Origin of the sequence: Paraburkholderia bryophila (assembly GCF_013409255.1) — a bacterium.
In the GTDB taxonomy this organism is placed as follows: domain Bacteria; phylum Pseudomonadota; class Gammaproteobacteria; order Burkholderiales; family Burkholderiaceae; genus Paraburkholderia.
In genome coordinates, this window is record NZ_JACCAS010000001.1 from 2,576,372 (window position 1) to 2,599,014 (window position 22,643).

At 63.7% G+C, this 22,643-nt stretch carries 16 protein-coding genes; 5 read left to right on the plus strand and 11 right to left on the minus strand.

Annotation, left to right across the window (positions count from 1 at the left end; translation table 11 throughout):
- The first annotated feature begins 81 nt into the window (after nucleotides 1-81).
- Nucleotides 82-3,669, plus strand: a complete 3,588-nt coding sequence (locus GGD40_RS11460; protein WP_179743769.1) for an indolepyruvate ferredoxin oxidoreductase family protein — start codon at nucleotides 82-84, stop codon at nucleotides 3,667-3,669.
- 115 nt (nucleotides 3,670-3,784) lie between these two features.
- Here GGD40_RS11460 and GGD40_RS11465 read toward each other — a convergent pair whose 3' ends face one another.
- Nucleotides 3,785-4,483 (minus strand): copper homeostasis protein CutC, encoded by a 699-nt coding sequence (locus GGD40_RS11465; RefSeq protein ID WP_179743770.1) that lies wholly within the window; start codon nucleotides 4,481-4,483, stop codon nucleotides 3,785-3,787.
- 57 nt (nucleotides 4,484-4,540) lie between these two features.
- The gene (locus GGD40_RS11470) at nucleotides 4,541-5,809 is read right to left on the minus strand and encodes a sensor domain-containing phosphodiesterase (protein ID WP_179743771.1); all 1,269 of its coding nucleotides are present in this window, start codon (nucleotides 5,807-5,809) and stop codon (nucleotides 4,541-4,543) included.
- 398 nt (nucleotides 5,810-6,207) lie between these two features.
- Between GGD40_RS11470 and GGD40_RS11475 the strand changes: the two genes are divergently transcribed.
- Nucleotides 6,208-7,863, plus strand: coding sequence for a Na+/H+ antiporter (locus GGD40_RS11475; RefSeq protein ID WP_179707236.1), 1,656 nt, complete (start codon nucleotides 6,208-6,210; stop codon nucleotides 7,861-7,863).
- Between the two features lie 96 nt (nucleotides 7,864-7,959).
- Here GGD40_RS11475 and GGD40_RS11480 read toward each other — a convergent pair whose 3' ends face one another.
- From GGD40_RS11480 to GGD40_RS11515, 8 genes are all read right to left on the minus strand, one after another.
- A complete protein-coding gene (locus tag GGD40_RS11480; RefSeq protein ID WP_179707238.1) occupies nucleotides 7,960-9,267 on the minus strand; it encodes a solute carrier family 23 protein in 1,308 nt (435 codons plus the stop codon).
- Nucleotides 9,268-9,472: 205 nt separating this feature from the next.
- Nucleotides 9,473-11,038, minus strand: a complete 1,566-nt coding sequence (locus tag GGD40_RS11485) for a methyl-accepting chemotaxis protein (protein ID WP_179743772.1) — start codon at nucleotides 11,036-11,038, stop codon at nucleotides 9,473-9,475.
- Nucleotides 11,039-11,414: 376 nt separating this feature from the next.
- Entirely contained in the window at nucleotides 11,415-12,032 is a 618-nt protein-coding gene (locus tag GGD40_RS11490) for a DUF2239 family protein (protein ID WP_179743773.1), read from the minus strand.
- A 164-nt stretch (nucleotides 12,033-12,196) separates the two neighbouring features.
- Nucleotides 12,197-13,708, minus strand: a complete 1,512-nt coding sequence (locus tag GGD40_RS11495; RefSeq protein WP_179743774.1) for a sensor domain-containing diguanylate cyclase — start codon at nucleotides 13,706-13,708, stop codon at nucleotides 12,197-12,199.
- Between the two features lie 155 nt (nucleotides 13,709-13,863).
- On the minus strand, nucleotides 13,864-14,565 hold the full coding sequence (locus GGD40_RS11500) for an NAD(P)H-binding protein (RefSeq protein ID WP_179707244.1): 702 nt from the start codon (nucleotides 14,563-14,565) through the stop codon (nucleotides 13,864-13,866).
- Nucleotides 14,562-15,512: an SDR family oxidoreductase gene (locus GGD40_RS11505; protein ID WP_179707247.1), complete on the minus strand. Its 951-nt coding sequence runs from the start codon at nucleotides 15,510-15,512 to the stop codon at nucleotides 14,562-14,564. The genes GGD40_RS11500 and GGD40_RS11505 overlap by 4 nt, the downstream gene beginning before the upstream one ends.
- 73 nt (nucleotides 15,513-15,585) lie before the next feature.
- Nucleotides 15,586-16,461, minus strand: coding sequence for an SDR family NAD(P)-dependent oxidoreductase (locus GGD40_RS11510; protein WP_179707249.1), 876 nt, complete (start codon nucleotides 16,459-16,461; stop codon nucleotides 15,586-15,588).
- Between the two features lie 57 nt (nucleotides 16,462-16,518).
- Nucleotides 16,519-17,091, minus strand: coding sequence for a TetR/AcrR family transcriptional regulator (locus GGD40_RS11515; RefSeq protein WP_179743775.1), 573 nt, complete (start codon nucleotides 17,089-17,091; stop codon nucleotides 16,519-16,521).
- 471 nt (nucleotides 17,092-17,562) lie between these two features.
- Between GGD40_RS11515 and GGD40_RS11520 the strand changes: the two genes are divergently transcribed.
- From GGD40_RS11520 to GGD40_RS11530, 3 genes are all read left to right on the plus strand, one after another.
- Nucleotides 17,563-19,233, plus strand: coding sequence for a methyl-accepting chemotaxis protein (locus tag GGD40_RS11520; RefSeq protein WP_373565326.1), 1,671 nt, complete (start codon nucleotides 17,563-17,565; stop codon nucleotides 19,231-19,233).
- 134 nt (nucleotides 19,234-19,367) lie between these two features.
- Complete coding sequence (locus GGD40_RS11525; protein ID WP_179743777.1) at nucleotides 19,368-20,015, plus strand: TetR/AcrR family transcriptional regulator; 648 nt, start codon at nucleotides 19,368-19,370, stop codon at nucleotides 20,013-20,015.
- On the plus strand, nucleotides 20,012-21,334 hold the full coding sequence (locus GGD40_RS11530; protein ID WP_257030394.1) for a glycosyltransferase: 1,323 nt from the start codon (nucleotides 20,012-20,014) through the stop codon (nucleotides 21,332-21,334). The genes GGD40_RS11525 and GGD40_RS11530 overlap by 4 nt, the downstream gene beginning before the upstream one ends.
- Here GGD40_RS11530 and GGD40_RS11535 read toward each other — a convergent pair.
- Nucleotides 21,298-22,626, minus strand: a complete 1,329-nt coding sequence (locus GGD40_RS11535) for an IS4 family transposase (RefSeq protein WP_179743778.1) — start codon at nucleotides 22,624-22,626, stop codon at nucleotides 21,298-21,300. The genes GGD40_RS11530 and GGD40_RS11535 overlap by 37 nt on opposite strands.
- Nucleotides 22,627-22,643: the final 17 nt, after the last annotated feature.

The following is a 22,643-nucleotide window of genomic DNA, read 5'->3' on the forward strand; positions in this document are numbered from 1 at the left end:
CTAAAAAATAGAGTCTCTTTCGCTGCGTCACCTCCGTGGTCCCCACCACCGCGCGCGGATGCAAATATTGGAGACTCACCCATGACCGCTCGCCTGCCCATCGACGGCACGCCCGCTCTCGCCGACTACAAGCTGTCCGACAACCTCACCGCGACGCGTGGCCGGATCTTCCTGACCGGCACGCAGGCCCTGGTGCGGCTGGTGTTGATGCAGCGCGCCGCCGACAAGGCGCGCGACATGAACACCGCCGGCTTTATCAGCGGCTATCGAGGCTCGCCGCTCGGCATGGTCGACCAGCAGTTGTGGAAAGCGAAAAAACTACTCGCGGCGAGTGATATTCGCTTTTTGCCCGCAATCAACGAAGAACTCGGCGGCACCGCCGTGCTCGGCACGCAGCGGGTGGAATCGGATCCGGAGCGCACCGTCGACGGCGTGTTCGCGATGTGGTACGGCAAGGGCCCGGGCGTGGACCGCGCGGGCGACGCGCTCAAGCACGGCAACGCGTACGGTTCGTCGCCGCATGGCGGCGTGCTGGTAGTGGCGGGCGACGACCACGGCTGCGTGTCGTCGTCGATGCCGCATCAGAGCGACTTCGCGCTGATGGCATGGCATATGCCGGTGGTGAATCCGTCGAATATCGCCGACATGCTCGAATTCGGCCTGTACGGCTGGGCAATGTCGCGCTTCTCGGGCGCGTGGGTCGGCTACAAGGCGATCTCTGAAACGGTCGAATCGGGCTCGACGGTCGATCTCGACGCGCTGCAAACCGAGTGGGCCGTTCCGCAAGATTTCGCCACGCCCGCCGGCGGCCTGCATAACCGCTGGCCGGACCTGCCGAGCCTGACCATCGAATCGCGGATGCACGCGAAGCTCGACGCGGTGCGCCACTTCGCGCGCGTGAACAGCATCGACAAATGGATCGCACCGAGCCCGCACGCGAACGTGGGGATCGTGACCTGCGGCAAGGCGCATCTGGACCTGATGGAAACGCTGCGCCGCCTCGATCTGACGGTCGCGGATCTGGAAGCGGCCGGCGTGCGGATCTACAAGGTCGGCCTGTCGTTTCCGCTGGAGATGACGCGGATCGACGCGTTCGTCTCCGGTTTGTCCGAAGTGCTGGTGATCGAGGAAAAAGGCCCGGTCATCGAACAGCAGATCAAAGACTATCTGTACAACCGCACGCAAGGCACGCGGCCGATCGTGGTCGGCAAAAACGCGGAAGACGGCACGCTGCTGCTGTCGTCGCTCGGTGAATTGCGGCCCTCGCGCATTCTGCCGGTGTTCGCGGACTGGCTCGCGAAGCACAAGCCGGCGCTGGACCGCCGCGACCGCGTGGTCGATCTGGTCGCGCCGCATATTCTCTCGAACGCCGCGGACAGCGTGAAGCGCACGCCGTACTTCTGCTCGGGCTGCCCGCACAACACGTCGACGAAAGTGCCGGAAGGTTCGATCGCGCATGCAGGTATCGGCTGCCACTTCATGGCGTCGTGGATGGAGCGCGACACCACCGGCCTGATTCAGATGGGCGGCGAAGGCGTGGACTGGGCCTCGCATTCGATGTTCACGAAAACGCGCCACGTGTTCCAGAATCTCGGCGACGGCACCTACTTCCATTCCGGCATTCTCGCGATTCGCCAGGCCGTGGCCGCGAAAACCACGATCACGTACAAGATTCTCTATAACGACGCGGTCGCGATGACCGGCGGCCAGCCCGTGGACGGCAGTATCTCGGTGCCGCAGATCGCGCGTCAGGTGGAAGCCGAAGGCGTGTCGCGCTTCGTCGTGGTGAGCGACGAGCCGGAGAAATACGACGGCCATCACGATCTGTTTCCGAAGGGCACGACGTTCCACCATCGCAGCGAAATGGACACCGTGCAGCGCGACTTGCGCGACACCGACGGCGTGACCGTGCTGATCTACGACCAGACCTGTGCCGCGGAAAAACGCCGTCGCCGGAAAAAAGGCGAGTTTCCCGACCCGGACAAACGCCTCTTCATCAACGAGGAAGTTTGCGAAGGCTGCGGCGATTGCGGCGTGCAGTCGAATTGCCTGTCAGTCGAGCCGGTTGAAACGGCGTTGGGACGTAAACGCCGGATCGATCAATCGTCGTGCAACAAAGACTTTTCTTGCGTGAACGGTTTTTGCCCGAGCTTCGTCACCGTGGAAGGCGGCAAGCTGAAGAAGGCCGCGGGCGCCGCGTTCGATCCGCAAGCGCTGGCCGCGCGCGTCGACGCATTGCCGATTCCCGCGACGCATCTCGATGCCGCGCCGTACGACATTCTCGTGACCGGTGTGGGTGGCACGGGCGTCGTGACGGTCGGCGCGTTGATCAGCATGGCCGCGCATCTGGAAGGCAAGAGCGCGTCGGTGCTCGACTTCATGGGCTTCGCGCAGAAGGGCGGCTCGGTGCTGTCGTTCGTGCGCTTCGCCGCGCGTGACGAGTGGCTGAACCAGGTGCGTATCGACACGCAACAGGCCGACGTGCTGCTCGCCTGCGACATGGTGGTCGGTGCGAGCGCCGATGCGCTGCAAACGGTGCGTCATGGCCGCACGCGCATCGTGGTGAACACGCATGCGATTCCGAACGCGACCTTCGTGACGAATCCGGACGCGACGTTGCACGCCGACGCGCTGATCGACAAGATGCGTCACGCGGCCGGCGCGGAACGCATGTCGACCTGTGACGCTCAGGCGCTCGCCACGCGCTTTCTCGGCGACACGATCGGCGCAAACATTCTGATGCTCGGCTACGCATGGCAACTCGGTCTGGTGCCGGTGTCGTTCGCCGCGATGATGCGCGCGATCGAATTGAACAACGTCGCGGTGCAGATGAATCAACTGGCGTTTTCGATCGGCCGTCTGGCGGCGGAAGATCCGGCCGCGCTCAATGCGTTGTGGCAAGCGCGGCATCTGGCGAAACAGGCCGTGAAGGTCGATACGCTCGATGAACTGATCGCGCATCGCGAAGGCCGTTTGCAGATTTACGGCGGCTCAAGCTACGTGAAGCGTTATCGCACGCTGGTCGATGCGGCGCGTCGCGCCGAAACCGCCGTCGATGCGCAGAGCGAGCGCGTGACGCGTGCGGTCGCGACGACGTTCTATCGCCTGCTCGCGGTGAAGGACGAATACGAAGTCGCGCGTCTGCATACGGACACGGCGTTCCGTGAAGCGCTCGAAGCGCAGTTTGAAGGCGTGGCCGGCAAGGACTTCGGCATCAAGTTCAACCTCGCGCCGCCGACCATCGCGCGTCCGCAGCACGGCAAGAATCCGACCAAGAAAGTTTTCGGTCAATGGATGTGGCCGGTGCTCGGCATGATGGCGAAATGGCGCGGCCTGCGCGGCACGATGCTCGATCCGTTCGGCCGCACGCTGGAACGCAAGATGGAACGCGACCTCGCCGGCGATTACGAAACCACGCTGCAACGTGCGTTCGCGAAGCTCGACACGACTACGCTGGAAGACGTCGCGAAGCTGGCCGATCTGCATGCGCGTGTGCGCGGTTACGGTCATGTGAAGCTGGCGAATCTGGCGGGCGTGAAGCGCGGCGAGCGTGATCTGGCGGCTCGCTTGCAGATCGATCCGGCGACCAGCGCGGCGGTGCGTCAGTCGCTTGATGAAGTGAAGGGCGCTGGGCAATTGCGCGGGATTCCGGTGGTCGTCGCGAAGTAGGTTTCGCGTGCAGCGATTGGAAAGTGGTTAAAACAATGCCGCTTCGAGTTTTGGACTCGAAGCGGCATTTTTGTTTGGGTTGGGGTTCCAGTGGTCGAACGTTACGCGTTCATGCTCATGCGTTCATGTTTAGCGCCGCTCGGACCTTCGCGACGCTAGCCGCGTCGACCGGCGCGAGGCCGTTGCCGCCCACGCGAACGCCCGAACCGAAGTGCACCGCGTCGACTTGCGTTCGGCTCGCAAAACCGGCGATCGCATCGACGGTTAAACCCGCGCCCGCCAGCACCGTGCAATGCGATCCCGACGCTTGCTGTATCAGCTCACGGATCGTGGCTTCCGCATTCAATACCGACGCCTGTCCGCCCGAAGTCAAAACGTTCGTCACCTCAGGGAAACCAAGCAGCACGTCCAACGCTTTGCGTAAATCGCGCGTTTCATCGAACGCGCGGTGGAAGGTGATAGCCAGGCCATCGGCCGCATCGATCGCTCGGGTGAGTGCTTCGCGGTCAATCTCCCCCGCTGCGTTCAGCATGCCGATCACCACGCCGTTCGCACCCGCCGCTTTGACCGCGCGCACGTCGCGCCACATCACCGCGTAATCGTCCGCGTCATAGACGAACGAGCGGCTATGCGGCCGCACGATCACGTTCACGGGAATCTCAACGGCCGCCACCACCGCTTCGATCAAACCGACGCTCGGCGTCAAACCGCCCTCGCCCATCGCGGTGATGAGTTCGAGACGGTCAGCGCCCGCTTGCGCGGCGAGGCGCGCATCGGCAACGGTCGTGGCAATCACTTCGAGTAGAACGGACATAGGCGCGTCTGAGGGTCGTCGTTGAAAACGACATCATCGCAGACTGGCGTATCTGGCTTATTCCTCGACCCAATCGATGTCGCCGCATAGCACGCAGGTCTGCTCACCCACGCGCGTCGCTACGGAAAGCGTCACGCACGGCAACGCCTCGTTGATCGACAGATACGGACGCGTCACATGCACGCGTTCCGGCGAATTGATCGCGTCGCGGAAATACGGACGACGCAACCAGTTCGCCCCTTGCGCGTCCGCCAGCGGTAGAAAGCGCGTTTCGTGCGCCGCGCGATCCGCACGCAACACGACGTTGCGGCCGGCCTGCTTGCCTTTGGCGTCGAGCAGGAAACAACGCGCCGCGTGATCGAGCGCGAGAAAATTCCAGCACACTTCTTCCAGCGGTTCACCGGCCGCCAGACGCTCGGCAGCGCGCTCGAACGCCCGCAGATACGGCACGAGACGGCTCGCACTGCGCCGCTCGCGCGCTTCGGTCTGATCGCGATACCGCTCGGTGAGTTCGCTGATGCACTCGGCGGCATGCGCCGCGTCAGCCGCGGCCGGATTCGGCCGGCCGAAGAAAAAGCCCTGCACGAAGTCCGCGTTGCAGGCGAGCGCCATCTGCGCTTCGTGTTCGGTTTCCACACCTTCGATCAGCACGAGCTTGCCCGCTTCGTGCAGCAACGCGACGAGCCCCGGCAGAATCGTCGCCATGTCCGCGCGATGCGCGGCATGCGACAGCATGATGCGGTCGAGCTTCACGATATCGGGATTCAACTGCCAGATCCGTTCGACGTTCGAGTGCCCCGCGCCGAAATCGTCGAGCGCGATCAGGAAGCCGCGCTCGCGGAATTGACGCACGGCGTCGGCGAGACGTTCCAGGTCTTCCGCGCGATGTTCGAGCACTTCGAGCACGATGCGCCGCGGCGGCAGGTCGAGGCGCTTGAGCGTGGCCAGCAACGCCGCCGACAGATACGGATCGGTGAGCGCGCCGGGATGCACGTTCAGGAACAGCCATTCGCGCTCGGCGCCCAGTACCTTGAAGTTCTCCAGATGCAGGGTCTGCGCCAGCCGGTCCACTTGCAGCACGTCGCCCAGACGGGCGGCCTCGCCGAATACGTCGAGCGGCGACACGGGACGGTCGAGCGCGTCGTGCGCGCGCAGCAGTCCCTCGTAGCCGACCGCCCGCATATGCGACAAGCTGAAAATCGGTTGAAACACGCTGGTCAGCGTCAGCTCGCCATGCTGAACCGAATAACGTTCGAGCCCCGACGTCACCTCGACGTCGAAGCCATGCGGCACGCTGGCCGTTCTTTCCTGTTGCGCAATCGTCATGCAATCCTCTCACGCGAGAGCCGGGCCGGTCCGAACGCGGAAGCGAACAACGGCGGCGCCAATTCTCAAAATGTGCGTCATCGATATCTCTTAAGCAAGCTCCATGCGCACGCTGGCGCACATTCGAATGAAGTTTGCATCAGAGATTGCACGGCGCAAGGGCCAATGCGCCGCACGTGGGCGCAACGCGCACCGATACGGTGCGCGGGGCGATGGCCATGCATTGGACCGGGCTGTGAGCAAACGCCCAGCTACGTTGCCGGGCTCGCAAGAGGGCGAGCGTTCATCGGGCTAAACTTCGCAGGCTACACTTCGACGTCGCGTCGTCGCAAAGCCCATGCGGCGGCAGCGTCAAGCATCTCTAAAGTCACTCCCGTCATATCCCCAGAAACAGACCGATGGACATTGTTTTTACCGTATTGATTCTTCTGCTGGCCGTCTCCGCGTCGGGTATCGTCATCCGTATGCTGCCGTTCACGTTGCCGCTGCCGCTCGTGCAGATTGCGATCGGCGCGATGCTCGCGTGGCCGAAGCTCGGACTGCACGTCACCTTCGATCCCGACATCTTCATGATGCTGTTCATCCCGCCGCTGCTGTTCGCGGATGGCTGGCGCATTCCGAAACGCGAGCTGTTCATGGCGCGCCGCTCGATCCTGATGCTCGCGCTCGGCCTCGTCTTCATGACGGTGCTGGTGGTCGGCTATTTCGTGCATGCGCTGGTGCCGGCGATTTCGCTGCCGGTCGCGTTCGCGCTCGCCGCCGTGTTGTCGCCGACCGACGCGGTGGCGCTGTCCGGCATTGTCGGCAAGGGCAAGATTCCTGGCCGGCTGATGCATATCCTCGAAGGCGAAGCGTTGATGAACGACGCGTCCGGCCTCGTCGCGCTGAAGTTCGCGATCGCCGCCGCGCTGACCGGTGTGTTCTCGCTGCGCGACGCGTCGATCAGCTTCGTGATCATCGCCGCGGGCGGACTCGCGACGGGCGCGGCGGTGAGCTGGCTGTTCAGTTTCGTGTCGGCGCATTTTCTGAGTCTCAACGAAGAAGGCGATCCGGCGCCCGGCGTCGTGATGACCTTGCTGATTCCGTTCGCCGCGTACCTGATCGCCGAGCGCTTCGAGTTGTCCGGCATTCTGTCCGCGGTCGCCGCCGGCATGATGATGAACTACGCGAGCATTGCGAACGCGGGGCCGGTGTCGTCGCGCGTGCGCTCGAACAGCACCTGGACCATGATCGAGTTCGTCTTCAACGGCATGGTGTTCATTCTGCTGGGGCTGCAGTTTCCGCACATTCTCGGCCGCGCGCTGCTGGACGCGCACGAAACCAGCGACGCCCAGGTCGGGCTGCTGATCGGTTACATCGCTGCGGTGGCGCTGGCGCTCTACGCGATGCGCTTCGTGTGGGTGTGGCTGCTGCGCTGGTTCGCAAGCCGAGGCGCGACGAAACGTGGCGTGGCGAACGCGGTGCCGGGTTTGCGCACGGTCACGGTGACGACCGTCGCCGGCGTGCGCGGCGCGGTGACGCTGGCGGGTGTGTTGTCGTTGCCGGAAATGTTGCCGGGTGGCGCACCGCTGCCGGGCCGCGATCTGGCGATTTTCATCGCGTCGGGCGTGATTCTGGTGTCGCTGCTGGTGGCGGTGGTGGCGTTGCCGTTGCTGCTGCGCGGCTGGCGCAAGGGCCGCGATCCGCATGCGGCTGAAGAAGCGCTCGCCCGCACGATGGCGGCGCAAGCCGCGATTCGCGCCATCGACGTGATGCACGATAAAGAGTGCGCCGGCCTGGAAGAATCGGCCTCGGCCTACGCGGCAGATGTCACCGCACGCGTGATGGATCTGTACCGGCGCCGCCTCGCCACGCTCGACGACGAACAGGAACCGCGCGAGCTGGCGCGCCTCGCCGATGCGTTGGAGTTCAGAATGAAGCTGGCTGCGATGCGCGCCGAACGCAAGACCTTGCTGACGCTACGCAACAGTCAGCAGATCAACGACGAGACGTTGAACAAGCTGATGCGCGAGGTGGATCTGTCGGAGACGGCGCTGACCGCGCGCAAGAAATAAGGCGTGGTTTGCATGGGCGGCGGCGTTGGTCTGGAGACTGCCTTTAAACCCCAACACCGCCGGCAAGACCGCGCGTAGCGCCGGTCTAAACCGCGATCACGCGACCGGCCCTTGCGCCGGTTTCCTACGCAGCAGCGCGTACAGAATGATCGCGCCGAACGTCGCGGTACCGATCCCGCCGAGCCCGAATCCGCCGAGCTTCAACGAGAAATCGCCCGCGCCCAGCACGAGCGTCACCGCGGCCACGATCAGGTTGCGGTTGTCGGAGAAGTCCACCTTGTTGACGACCCAGATGCGCGCGCCGGTCACGGCGATCAGCCCGAACACGACGATCGACACGCCGCCCAGCACCGGACCCGGAATGGTCTGAATCACCGCGCCGAACTTCGGCGAGAAACCCAGCACCAGCGCGATCAACGCCGCGATCACGAACACCAGCGTCGAATAGATCTTGGTGACGGCCATCACGCCGATGTTCTCGGCGTACGTTGTCACACCGGTGCCGCCGGCAAAGCCCGACACGATGGTCGCGAGCCCGTCGCCGAGAAACGCGCGGCCGACATAGCCGTCGAGATTCTGTCCGGTCATCGCGCTGACGGCCTTGATGTGGCCGAGATTTTCCGCGACGAGAATCACCGCGATCGGTGCAAGCAAGGCCATGGCCTGCATATTGAAGACGGGCGCCGTGAAATGCGGCATGCCGAACCACGCGGCGTTCGCGACGATCGAGAAGTCGATCGGCTTGCCCATGCCGAGACCGTTCGTGACGATCGCGTAGATCACATAGGCCATCAGCAGGCCGACGAGAATCAGCAGACGCTGCAGCATGCCGCGCGCGAACACCGCCACCGCGCCGACGCACAGCACGGTGACCAGCGCCATCCACGATTCGAAGTTGCTGCCGCTCACACCGTGTACCGCGATCGGCGCGAGATTCAAACCGATCACGCAGACGATCGCCCCTGTCACGACCGGCGGCATCAGCGTTTCGATCCAGCGCGTGCCGACCGCCGACACGATCAGCCCGATGATCGCGTACACCACACCACACGCGATGATCCCGCCCAGCGCCACCGCAATGTTCAGATTCGGACCGTGACCGCCGTAGCCTGTCACCGCGATCACGAGACCGATGAACGCGAAGCTCGAACCGAGATAGCTCGGCACGCGGCCGCCCACCAGCACGAAGAACAGCAAGGTGCCGATCCCCGACATGAAGATGCAGAGGTTCGGATCGAAGCCCATCAGCAGCGGCGCGAGCACGGTCGAACCGAACATGGCAACGACGTGCTGCACGCCCATCGCGACCATTTGCGGCCACGCGAGCCGTTCGTCTGTACTGACGATACGGCCTTCGGCACCGGCAGACTGGCGGCGCCAGCGGGGGAAATAGGAATCGGCCATGGCGGGGGTTCTCCTCTGTTCGGCGTGTTTTATCGTGGACGACGCCGGAACGAGGCGCCGCCGCTCAAGAATTAGGCGCGAGTGTACGGAGTGCCAATGGGCCTGGCAAGGGTGGTTAAACGCGTGGCTTTCACTGATGTACGAGCACGCCGCGAGCCGTGATTCACACAGCTCAAGCGACTCAGGCGGCTCGCACGAACGCCCCTCAAGCGGCGCGCGCTTCGAGCGAGAACACCGTCACGGCCGCTTGCAGTTGCCGCGCCTGATCCGCCATCGACGCCGCCGCGGCCGCCGCCTGCTCGACCAGCGCGGCGTTCTGCTGGGTCACGTCGTCCATCTGCGCGACCGCGCGGTTGACTTCCTCGATGCCGGTGCTCTGTTCCTGCGACGCCGACGAAATCTCGCCCATGATGTCGGTCACGCGCTTCACCGCGTGCGTGACTTCGGCCATGGTCTGGCCGGCGCGCTCGGCGAGTTCCGCGCCACTGCCCACGCGCGCCGTCGAGCTTTCGATCAGTTCCTTGATCTCCTTGGCCGACACCGCGCTGCGTTGCGCGAGCGAGCGCACTTCGCCCGCCACGACCGCGAAGCCGCGCCCCTGCTCGCCGGCACGCGCCGCCTCGACGGCCGCGTTCAGCGCGAGAATGTTGGTCTGGAACGCGATCCCTTCGATCACCGCGATGATGTCGGTCATGCGCTTCGACCCGGCCGCCAGCTCGCGCATGGTCTCGACCACGTCGCCCACCAGGCTGCTGCCGCGCGCCGCGACTTCCGACGCGCCATGCGCCACGCCGCCCGCCTGCTGCGCGTTCTCGGCGTTCATCTTCACGGTCGACGTGAGTTCCTGCATGCTCGACGCGGTTTCCTGCAACGCGGCGGCCTGTTCTTCGGTGCGTTGCGACAGATCGGTGTTGCCCTGCGCTATCTCGCCCGACGCCATCAGGATCGACTCGCTCGATTCGCTGATGCCCGACACGATGCCCGCCAGCCGCTCGCGCATGTTGCGCAGCGCGAACAGCATGCTGTCGGTGTCGCCGGCGCGAGTGTCGACGCGCACGCTCAGGTCGCCGTCGGCGATCCGGTTGGCGATCTGCATCGCGTAGTCCGGCTCGCCGCCGAGCTGACGTGCCAGACGGCGCGCGATCAGCGTGGCGAGCAACATACCCACGACGATCGCGCCCAGCACCAGCACGCTCATCACGATCCGCATGTGCTGGTAGTTGGCGCTCGCGTCCTGCTGCGCGTCGTTGGCTTGCTCGCGGCGATAGTCGATCAGCGCCGTAATGCGGTCGCGCAGCGCTTCGCTGGCGGCAATCGCGCGACGTACGAGTTCGTTGTTGTCGACGCCGGCCGGAATCGGCTCGAGCCCGATCTGCTGATGCACGATGCCTTCCCACACCGCCGATTCACGCAGCACGCCGTCGAACATCTCCTGGCCCTTGCCGGTGCCGACGGTCTTGCGATACTCGTCGTAGGCGCTGTGCATGGTCTTCAGCGACCCGACGATGCCGTCCTTCAACTTTTGACGGCCGGCGTCGTCGGTGGCATAGCCGAGATTCGCGGCGGCCAGATCGGAATCGATCTTGTGGCGATTGGCCTCTTCCATCCAGTAGAGGCCATTCATGTGTTTGTCGCCGATCACGGTCGTAATGTCATGCATCGACGACAGCGTGCTCAACGCCGTCGCGCCGATCACGACGCAAAAGCCGATCACGACGGCGAACGCCAGCAACAGTTTGCGGAATACGGTCATGCGGTCGAACCACTTCATCTCTTCTTCCCTTCACAAGGTCTCGACAGGCTGTTTCGCCATCGCGCCACAGCGACCCCGTTCGAGATCAGTTGGGTACGTAGCGACGCTCCTTCTCTTTTACGGCTCTCAGGACGGAGTCTTGATCAGACAAATGGCAGGAATAACCGGGAAAGGATGATGTAAGCGAGCGGATGTCGAGCGGGGCCGGATCGCGACGCCACGTCTGTGCTGCCGCAAGCCGCAAGGGCGTTTGGGATTTGTCCGATGTATTGGGGTAAACCGGTCTCTTAGACTGCGTTTGCTGCGTTCAGCCCATGAACTGCATGCGATGTTGTAACTCTCCGACTTGCCGCTCACGCTTCCCCGGCGTGAGCGGTTTTTTTTCGTCCGTGGGTTATGCGATCGCGGCGAAAGCGCTTTCGGCAAGCCGTAACGCGTGCGCGCTTACATCGTCCGGCCATGCCGCGACGATCGCCGCAAACCGCGACCGGTCGTTCGCATAGAGCGCGCGCGTGGCGTCTTCGTAGTCCGGCAGATTACCGGCCAGCGCGGTCATGAAGCGATAGACGGCTTCCTGCGCCGCGCGTCGACGGTCCTTGTCCTCACCCGCGACGCGCGCCGCCTCGACCAGCTTGCGCAACGCCACCGACGCGCCGCCCGATTGTCCGTTCAGCCAATCCCAATGACGCGGCAGCAACGTGACCTCGCGGGCTACGACGCCGAGCTTGGGCCGGCCCCGGCCGCGCGGTGTGTCGTCCTCCGTCGCGGCGGTCTGTTCGGCGGCCGCTTCACTGCCCCGCTCCTGGCTGGCGAGCCGCGCCACGATCTCCTCCGACGTGCCGCGCAGATCGAACTCGACCGGCTGGCTCGTGATGTCGTCGAAGATCAGCACCGGTGCCTGTTCACCGCGCGCGAGCACCGCTTTGACCGCTAACGCGACCTCCGGCAGTGAACCCGAGGCGATGCGGCGATGCCCTTCAAAGGCGGTGCAAGTAGCGATAGGCGAGGTCACGACAAACTCCTGAAAGAAGATTTGCCGAATTATACCCGGGTGAAATTTGGGCGCAACATATTATCCGGGTGAAATTTACGCGCGACCGCACGGTCTGCAATGACGGCGCGCGCTTCAGGTCGCTTCAGGTCGCTTCAAGTCGCTGAAGGTCGCTGAAGGTCGCGTTAGTGCCCCGGCGTCACCGCCGCCTTGCGAGCGTGCGTATGAACCGTCGCGCGATAACCCATCACGCGATTACGGCCTGCGTCTTTGGCTTCGTAGAGCGCCTCGTCGGCGGCGTTGATCAGCGCGCGGCTCGTTGCGAAGGCGTGGCCGTTGGTCGTGGCGACGCCCACGCTCACCGTCAGCACATGATGCGAACTCGCCACATGGCGCAACTCGCGGGCATGAATTGCCGCGCGAATCTTCTCGGCGATGTGCGCCGCGCCGGCCGCGTCGGTATCCGGCAGCAGCACCGCGAACTCCTCGCCGCCGTAGCGCGCCGCCGTGTCGCCCGGACGCCGCACGTTCTGCGAGATGCTGCGGGCGACGGTGACGAGCGCATCGTCGCCCGCCGAATGACCGTACAGATCGTTGAAACCCTTGAAATTGTCGACGTCGATCAGCAGCATCGACAGCGCCCAGCCGTTGCGTTGCGCGCGGCGCCATTCCGCGTCGACCTCCTCTTCGAAGGTGCGGCGATTGTTCAGGCCGGTCAGCCCGTCGGTGCGCGCCAGCATGCGCAACTCTTCCTCGGCGGCGCGGCGATGCCGCAACTGCTGCGAAAACAGCAAGGCCAGCGCGATGATCGTCAGGTCGAGCGCGGCGATCAGCGAACCGATGATCCACGCGCGGTGCCGCCATTCCACGTAGATGTCACGCGTGGACAGCGCGACGTCGAGGATCAGCGGATACATGTCGATATGGCGGAACGCGTACCAGCGCTCGACGCCGTCGATCGCCGCCGTGCCGAAGAAGTCGCCGCTAGGCTGGGTGAGAAAGCGCGAATAGTTGGCGGTGCCGGCGAGGCCGATGCCGATGATCTTCGGATCGTAAGGACGCCGCATCAGCATGGTGCCGTCGGTCAGCATCAGCGCCATCGAACCGCCGCTGCCGAGGTTCATGCCGGCGAACAGGCTGCGGAAGTAAGTCAGCCGCATCGTGCCGACCACCACGCCGCCGAAGCTGCCGTCCGGCTTGGAAATCCGCCGACTCAACGCGATGCTGACGTCTTTGCCGGTCACCTTCGGGATGAACGGGTGACTGAGATACAGGCCGACGTTGGGCGAATCGCGCTGAACCTTGAAGTAGTCGCGATCGGCGACATTGATCTTGCGCGGCGGATTGGCTTGCGAATCGAAGCGGATGTTGCCCGCTTCGTCGACGACGAGTAGCGAACCGAGGTCTTTGGCGCTGGCCGAGCCGTCGAACAGCACCATCTGACGCAAAGCCGGATCCAGGTCCAGCACGCCGGGCTGCTTCAGACCGTCGATCACCGCGCGCAGCGACAGATCGTAGATCTCCAGATTGCGCGACACGTCGCGCTCGATCAGCAGGGAAACGTTGAAGACGGAGTCCTGGGCGCGCCGCAGCGCGTCGTCGCGCATTTGGGCCAGCACCCACACGGCGATCGCGAGTATCGCGCTGGCCAGCACGATACTGATCGCAATCACGATGTTCGGTCGGCGCGTCACCATGGCAGGTTCGTTCATGCATGCGCTGAACCACGCGCGTGAAGAAGGAGGCCGCGTCCGCAATAGCGCGTCCCGTTTGCCCGTAGCGTACCAGACACGGCAATGCGTCAAACGATTGAATAGGCCGCTTTTTCGGGCTTGAACGAAAACCGGGGCGCTTAGCCGGCGTGCAGATCGAGCGCGGGGGCGGACGCCGGGCGGCTGAGCGCGCGAATGTCGACGGTTTCGAGCACGGCCTTGGCGGCGCCGTGGCGCGCGACCGTCAGCATGGCCAGGCCGATGTCTTCGGTGCTCAGCACGTAGTTCGGCAGCAGCGCGCGCAGCATCGGCAGAATGGGTTTGGCTAGCGTGTAGAACAGCCGGTATGAACGCGTTTTCGAGCGGACGCCGTGCAGCGGTTCGATCACGCCCGGGCGGAACAGGTAGACGGCTTTGAACGGCAGTTGCCGTAGCGCGTTCTCGGTGCGGCCTTTGACGCGCGCCCACATGCTGCGGCCGCGCTCGGTGCTGTCGGTACTCGCGCCGGACACGTAGACGAAGGTCATGCCCGGGTTGAGACGCGCGAGCGTGCGCGCCGCCGCCAGCGTCAGGTCATAGGTGAGGCGCGTATAGTCCGCCTCCTTCATGCCCGCCGACGAAACGCCGAGGCAGAAGAAACATGCGTCGAAACCGGTGAGCTGGCTTTCCAGCGCGCTGTAGTTCATCAGGTCCGGCTGGATCACTTCGATGAGACGTGGGTCGAGCTGGCCGCTGCGCGTACGGCCGATCGTCTGGATCACCTCGACATCCGGCGCACGCAAGCATTCGCGCAAGACGCCCTGTCCGACCATGCCGGTCGCGCCAAAAATCAGAACCTTCATGATGCGTGCTCCAGGGTCGCGCGAGGCCAGCGCGCGTTGGTGAGTGCTTCGGAAACTGTCCACAAACGCGCGGCGATCGCTTTGTCTTGCGCGAGGCGGGAAATCTGCGCGTCGCCCGGCGGCCCTTTCAGTTCGAACAGGCGGGTCGGTCCGTAATAACCGGCGGGGCGAGCTTCGGGAGAAGTCGCGGCGAACAGCGTCGGCAATGCGCCGTCTGCGGCCGATTGGCTCGCGAGCGGCTCGAATGTCATGCGGTTGATCGCCTGCAGCAGCGTGTCGGCGCCCGGGCCGTTGGCGATCAGATCGGTGCGCGCGTAGCCGGGATGCGCCGCGTTACTCAGCAGCCCCCAGCCGTTCGCGTCGCTGCGGCGCTGCAGTTCGAGCGCAAACATCAGCATCGCCAGCTTCGACTGCGCGTACGCGGGCCACGGCTTGTAGCCGTGCTGCCATTGCAGATCGTCGAAATGAATCGCGGCGCCGATCTTGTGCGCGCCGCTGCTCAGATTGACCACGCGCGGCTCGCGTCCTGCACGCAGCAGCGGCAGCAAGCGTTCGGTCAGCGCGAAGTGACCGAGGTAGTTGGTGCCGAATTGCAGTTCGAAACCGTCCGAGGTGGTTTGCCGCGTGGGCGGCGTCATCACGCCGGCGTTGTTGATCAACAGATCGAGCGCCGCGTGCCCGGACGCGAATTGATCGGCGAACTGGCGCACGGACGCGAGGCTCGCCAGATCGAGATGCGTATAACGGATCGACGCGGCGGGATGTTGCGCGCGAATCTTTTCGAGCGCGGCTTGCCCTTTTTGCGCGTTACGTCCGGTCAGCACAACATCGGCACCGGCGCCAGCCAGCGCCAGCGCCGTTTCGAAACCGAGCCCGCCGGTCGCGCCGGTGATCACCGCGAGGCGGCCGGTCTGACGGGGAATGTCAGCAGTGGTCCAGTTGGGCATGGTGTGTGTCCTCAGTTGTGCGGCGCCGATTCGACGCCGCCGTGCCGATTGCCGCGTTTTTCACAATAAACGCTCAGGCTTTCGCCGGTGCGGCGGGAAACGCGGGCAGTTGCGCCGGCGCGGAGAAATCCGTCGACAGGCTGACGGCGTGCCACGCTTCGGCGTTCGCCGCGCGCGCCTTCTCGCCTTCACCGCAATAGTGCAATGCATCGCTGCCCAGCAACAGATGCGCCGGCAGCGCGTCGTGATAGGCGAGCTTCAGCACGACTTGCGCCACCTTCGCCGGATCGCTGGCTTCGCGACCGATGTACTGCTTCAGCATCCCGACGATCGCGCCCACCGACGACTCATAGTCCGGCAGCAACGCAGGCGTCGCGCCGGACGCCTCGTTGCCCCACTCCGTTTTCATCCCACCCGGCTCGAGCGCGGTGACGTGGACGCCGAACGGCGCGAGCTCCTGGCTCAGGACTTCGGTGAAACCGCCGACCGCCCACTTCGCCGCCTGATACGCCCCCAGCCCCGCGATCCCGACGCGTCCGCCGACCGACGAAATCTGGATGATGTGCCCAGCGCGCTGCTGCCTCAGCACCGGCAACGCAGCGCGCGTCACGTTCACCACGCCGTAGAAGTTCGTGTCGATCTGCGCGCGGAAATCGTCCTCGCTGGTTTGTTCGAACGGCACCAGATGGCCGAAGCCCGCGTTGTTGACCACCACGTCGAGGCGGCCGAATGCGTCGACGGCGCTCTGCACCGCGTCGCGCGCCGCCGCCGGATCGGTGACGTCTAGCGCGACCGCGCGAACCTGCTCGCCGTAGCGCGCCACCAGATCCTGCAGGCGGCCCGGATCGCGCGCCGTGGCGACGACCCGCTCGCCCGCTTGCAACGCGGCTTCGACGATCTCGCGCCCAAGGCCGCGAGCACTTCCTGTTACCAGCCAGACTTTCGACATGATGCGCTCCTTCGATTTAAATGAGCAAGCAATCACTCATTAATAAGACAAAAAAACTTAGTGTTTGGCGATCGCGTTCCAGAACGCGTCAAAACCGGCCGCACGATAGCGCGCGGCCTGGTCCGGTTCGCGTGCGATGAAATCCATGGTGGTTTCCGCGAGCGCGCTCATGATCGCCGACTGAAACGCCGGCGGATGATCGTGCAACGCGCCGCTCGCCACGCTCGCCTTGATCATTCCGTTGATGTCGGCAAACGACTGCATGCCGGTGGCCCGCGTATGCTCGGTGAGCCTTTCGGACACGGTCAGTTGCGCCATGGCGCGGCGCTTTTGCGGTTGCGCGACGCCCCAGTCGACGAACTGGTTCCACACGTGCTGAACACGCTCCTTCACGCTCGCGTGCTGCGGATACGTGGTCATCATCACTTCGCGCAGTTCGGCCTTGATGTCCAGGTACAACGCGTTCAGCAAGTCGTCTTTACTGTCGAAGTACGTGAACAGCGTGCCTTCCGCCACAGCCGCCAGCTTTGCAATCCGCGCAGTCGGCGCACCCAGCCCCTGCTCGGCGATCACCGAGGCCGCGGCGGCAAGGATGGCGTTACGTTTGTCTTCGCTTTTGGGACGGGCCATGCTGATTCGATCCGGCTAACGGCAATAAATGAGTGATTGCTCAATCATAACGACGAACCAGCACTTGTTCAAGCCGTTTTTCGGACTTCGCTTTTCTCGAACAGACCGTTGCGCGCCGACGCCCGCTTCCGCCGACAAGAAAGTTCGTCCCGATACTGTCACCGAGTGCGCAAATTCACTCATCTTCTGAGGAAATTACGCTTTCTTCGCTCATCGCGTGCAAGCTAATAGAGACATACCCGATACCCCTTAAGTCCTCGAGCGTCCAGTCCGATATCCGGTAAATGGGATACCCATTTTGGGGAAATCAACCGCGCAGGGCCGCTTTGCAGTTGAAGCGGTCACATAGACGCTCCCATGCCCGGACCTGAGAGTCCATTGCGAACGCTTTCTAACGTTTCGTTTTTGGAGAAGAAAATCGTGACACTTCAGCACCTGTCTATCAAAGCCAAACTGATTGTCGGTTTCGGCATGCTATCCGTCATCGTCGTCGCGGTTTCCGGCCTGTCTCTCAAGGCACTGAGCGATTCGACCGATGGTTTTTCCGACTTTGTCCACGGCATCAACGCGCGCGCGGACATGGCCGTGCAGGTGCGCACCGCGGTCGACCGGCGCGCGATCGCCGCGCGCAATCTGGTGCTCGTCACCAAACCTCAGGACCTCGAAATAGAAAAGGCCGACGTGATGCGCGCGCATGAAGACGTGCAGAGCGACCTGAAGAAACTCAACGACATGATCGCGACCACGTCCGATACCTCGGACAAAGCGCGCAGCCTCGTCGCCGAAATCAACCGCGTGGAGGCCTTGTACGGCCCCGTCGCCACGGACATCGTCAACCTCGCACTGACCAACAAGCGCGACGACGCCATCGTCAAGATGGACGACCAATGCCGGCCGCTGCTCGCCGCGCTGATCCGCTCGACCGACGCGTACGCCGAGTACACACGTAGCCGCCAGGAACAGATGATCAACGACTACGCGGCGCATTACGTGAGCCAGCGCAATCTGTTGATCGCGATCTGCCTGATCGCTGTGGCGCTCGCGATCGGCGCCTGCGTGATGATCACGCGCGCGGTGACCGGCCCCTTGCGTTTTGCGATCGACGTGGCGCGCACGGTATCGCAAGGCGATCTGCGCACGCGTATTGCCGTCGAAGGCAGCGACGAAACCAGCAAGCTGCTCGGCGCGCTGCGCGAAATGAACGAACGCTTGACGGCGATCGTCGGGCGCGTGCGCGACAGCAGCGCCAGCATCGCCGGCGCAGCACGGCAAATCGCGGCGGGCAATATGGACCTGAGCCAGCGCACCGAGCAGCAGGCCGCGTCGCTTCAGGAAACCGCGTCCAGCATGGAAGAGCTCACCTCGACGGTGAAGCAGAATGCCGACAACGCGCAGCAAGGCAGCACGTTGGCTGCGAATGCTTCGTCGGTGGCGCACAAGGGCAGCACGGTGGTCGGCCAGGTGGTGAGCACGATGCACGACATCAGCGATAGTTCGACCAAGATCGCGGAGATCACCGGGATCATCGAAGGGATTGCGTTTCAGACCAATATTCTGGCGTTGAACGCGGCGGTTGAAGCGGCGCGTGCAGGGGAACAGGGGCGTGGTTTTGCGGTAGTGGCTAGTGAGGTGAGAAGTCTCGCGCAACGGTCGTCGAGCGCGGCGAAGGAGATCAAGGATCTGATCGCCAACTCGGTGGAGAAGATTCGCGATGGGTCCGCGCTGGCGGGTGAAGCGGGTAAAACGATGACGGAAGTCACGCAGGCCGTCGCGCAGGTGACGGACATCATGGCGGAAATCGCGGCGGCTTCGACGGAACAAAGCCGCGGGATTGAGCAGGTCAATCTGGCGATTACGCAGATGGACAATGTTACGCAGCAGAATGCGGCGCTGGTGGAGGAGGCGGCGGCGGCTTCAAGGTCGATGGAAGATCAGGGGCAGCAGTTGAACGAGGTGGTGGCGTTTTTTCAGATTGTGAATGGGGAGGGGGGCGCGGTGTCGGTTTCGCCTTCGCGCAGAGACACGCGGCCGCGCGCGGTCGTAGCGCCTCCGGCGCGTCGGGTCGCGCATGCAAGCGCTGCACCGGTGGTCGCGCTGGCCGGTGCCGGCGCAAGTGGCGAGGATGGCTGGGATAAGTTCTGATCGCGCGCGAACGAATCACCCGGAAATCGCCGGCAATCCGCACAACGCCGGCCGGTTGACGTCGCGGGTAACAACGTGGCATGATAAATTTGAACGACGTTCAATTTTAAACGTCGTTTATTTTATACAATATCATGCCCGATCCCGATCCTTCCGGCCGACGCGCGCGCAAGCAGATTCAGACACAAGCGCTGCTGGCTGAAACCGCCATACGCCTATTCGAAACGCACGGCTTCGACACTGTGACGATGGAACAGATCGCAGCCGGCGCGGATGTCGCGAAGGGCACGCTCTACAACCATTTCGCGACCAAAGAAGCGGTTCTGGCGCATTGGATTCATGCACAACTGCAGGCGGACCTCGTCCGCTTGCAACAACGCATAGCCCGTCAGACCACTTTCGTGGCGGCGTTGTCCCTGCTGCTGGACGCGTCGGCAGCCTGGTGCGAAAAGCACGGTTCGTTGCTGTTGCCGTATATCCGGTTTCGCTTTCTCAGCCTTGCGCCGTCGGCGGGGCGCGATGATGCGGCCTCTAAGGCCGATATGACCGACGGTTTCGCGCTGCTGATCGCCAAAGGTCAGGCTGCGGGCGAGTTGCGTGACGACCTCCCTGCCGCGCACCTGGCCGCGCTCTTTCATCACCTGTATCTCGGTGCGCTGATGCGCTGGCTGACGCTGCCGGGACTCAAACTGAAACGGGAGTTCGCGGCGGTCGTCGACCTGTTCGTCAATGGTGCGAGCACGTCGACCACGTTGACGGACAGGAGGGCCGGGAAGTCATGAAATTCGTCGTCGTCACGTACGGCACCGAGGGCGATACGCGACCGCTAGCCGCGCTGTGTGCGGCGCTCGTCGACGCGGGGCATGAAGCGCGCTTGCTTGGCGACCGTGCAACACTCGAGTCGGGACGGGCATTGGGCATTCCGGTGACCGCGTTGGCCGGCGACATCAAGGCCAGTTTGCAACCAGCGCTGAGCGGCGCTGGTGCCGTGGCGGGAAGAAGCCGATTCAACAACACAGCGAACGCGCTGGCAGGCATCGCGAACGACCATGCGGAGGCCTGGCTTCGCGAAACGGTGACGGCGGGGGATGGATGCGACGCCGTGATCGTCTCCGGTCTCGCGGCGTTCGTGGGATTGTCGGCTGCCGAATACCTCGGCGTAAAAGCGATCGGCGCCGGCCTGATTCCCATCAGCCCGACGCGCGCGTTTGCCTCGCCGTTCTTTCCGCCCACGCGGGTTCCATCGTTTCTGAACCGCGCCAGCCACGCGTTCGTCAATGGCGTTCTGTGGCGCGCGTTTCGTAAGAAGCTCAATGCGGCTCGCGCGACGGTATGCAAGCTTCCTCCGCGGCAGGGGCTGTGGACCGAGCATCCGATGCTTTATGGCGTCTCGCCCCGTTTGGTGAATCCGCCTGCCGACTGGCCCGCCAACGCGCACTTGTGTGGGCAATGGATAACACCGTTGACCGACTGGACACCGCCGCAGGATTTGGCGGAGTTTCTGGCGCAAGGCGACGCGCCGATCTACGTCGGGTTTGGGAGCATGACGTCGTTCAATGCGCAAACGGCGCTGGAGGAAGTGATCGCCGCGGCAGGAGGCAGGCGGACGTTGCTTCATCGCGGCTGGAGCGATATGGACGTTTCAAGCTTGCCCGCGAACTTTCATGTGGTCGGGGATATTCCTCACGAGTGGCTCTTTCCGAGAATGTCCGTCGTGGTCCATCACGGCGGTTCGGGGACGAGTCACTCCGCCGCACGAGCTGGCATTCCTTCGGTCGTGGTTCCGTTTGCGGGGGACCAGTTCTTTTGGGCCAATCGGCTTCAGCGCGCGGGCATTGCGGGTGAACCGGTGGACGGGAAGAATCTGCGGGCGGCTGGGCTTTCTCGCGCTATTGATTATGCCGAACGGGCGGAGGTGCGGGTTCGCGCTCAAACGATTGGCGGTCTGATGCGGGAGGAGAATGGGGTGGGGTGCGCGGTGTCGTTGATCAAGGCAATGATGGGGAGTCGTGTAGCGTCACAGGGCGGTGAAAACGACAAAGCCGGCTCAAGGCCTAATGCCGTTCAGTTAAGGTCTCTTTTGAGAACTCGAACTGTGTAACGAAACGGTCTGGATTTGACGGCCCGAACGCATCTGCGTCCGGGCCGTTTCTCGTTGGGAAGTTGCTTGAGCCGTTCACGCAGGCGCTTGAGCAGCGTGGGCAGTTTGCCGTACGAGCGCGTCACGGCGGCCCACGTCATTTCGTACTGAATGGTGTGGAACGCGCGGATGAAGCTGATTTCTTCGGGTGAGTGCCCGGCGTCGATCGCCGCTTTGGCCATCTCCAGGCGGATCAGGTTATAGGCGATCAACGCCCCCCAGAACTCCTGGTAGACACCTTCCACGGTCTGACTACGCAGAGTCAGGTCCATGCCCAGCATCGACTGTTTCAGTTCATGGTAACTGGTCTCGATCTGCCAGCTACGCTCGTAGCACGACACAATATCGGCGCCCCGGAAACGCCTTCGATCGGTCAGGGACGTCAGCAGTGTTCGTTGCCGCCCCTTTGCATCGACGGCAAGCACGGCGCGCGCTTGCCAGAATTCGGGCAGATCCGGGCATTTCGCACGGGCCTGCGGCGACACGCGCATGCGCACGATCTGGTCCCCGTCGCACCCGCTCACGACCTCCCAGCGCAAATTGGATTTGGCCGGGATGATGTAATGCCGGTTCTGGCCACCTGAAACAAGATTGCACAGCAGCTGGGCCGACAGGAAGCCTTTATCGAATACGGTGATGGAATCAGCCGGCACACGATCGATGAGTTCGCGCGCCCAGATCATCTCGTTGATATCGTAAGGGCCGAACACTGCATCACGTACCAGATGCGTGGCCAGTGCGGTGAGGGTTACTGCACGCAGTTGGGGATAGCTGCCAATCCGGCCATGAGCGGCGGCCGAGGCGCCGAAATGTCTGCGGTTGGCGGCACTGTCGGCGGTGCGCAGCGTGGTGCCATCCATCGCGAACAGTGAGAATCCCTTGAAGAGGTACCGCGCCTGATCCTGCGCGACCCAGTTTCTGGCCGATTCGTGAAACAGCCAGGCCAGTGGTGCGGCCCCGATGCGCTGTCGCGCCTGGGCGACGGCGCTCTTGCTGACAAATGACGCATCCGGGGCAGGCAGCGCAAGGTCCAGTTCATCGACGACTTCGCTGATCGACTGGTGCCGGTACAGCGCTAGCGCAATCACCAGCCAGACGACCTGCTGCGCGGGTAACCGACGCCGGCGCACGCTGGCGCTGCCGGTGGCCTGCACGGCATACTCGATCCATTCATACGGCAGATGCTGGCCCAGCCGTCCCCATTCGAGCGGCGGCTGTGACTCAACAAGGAAGCGCAGATCATCGGCCAGCATGGCGTGAAAGCTAACAT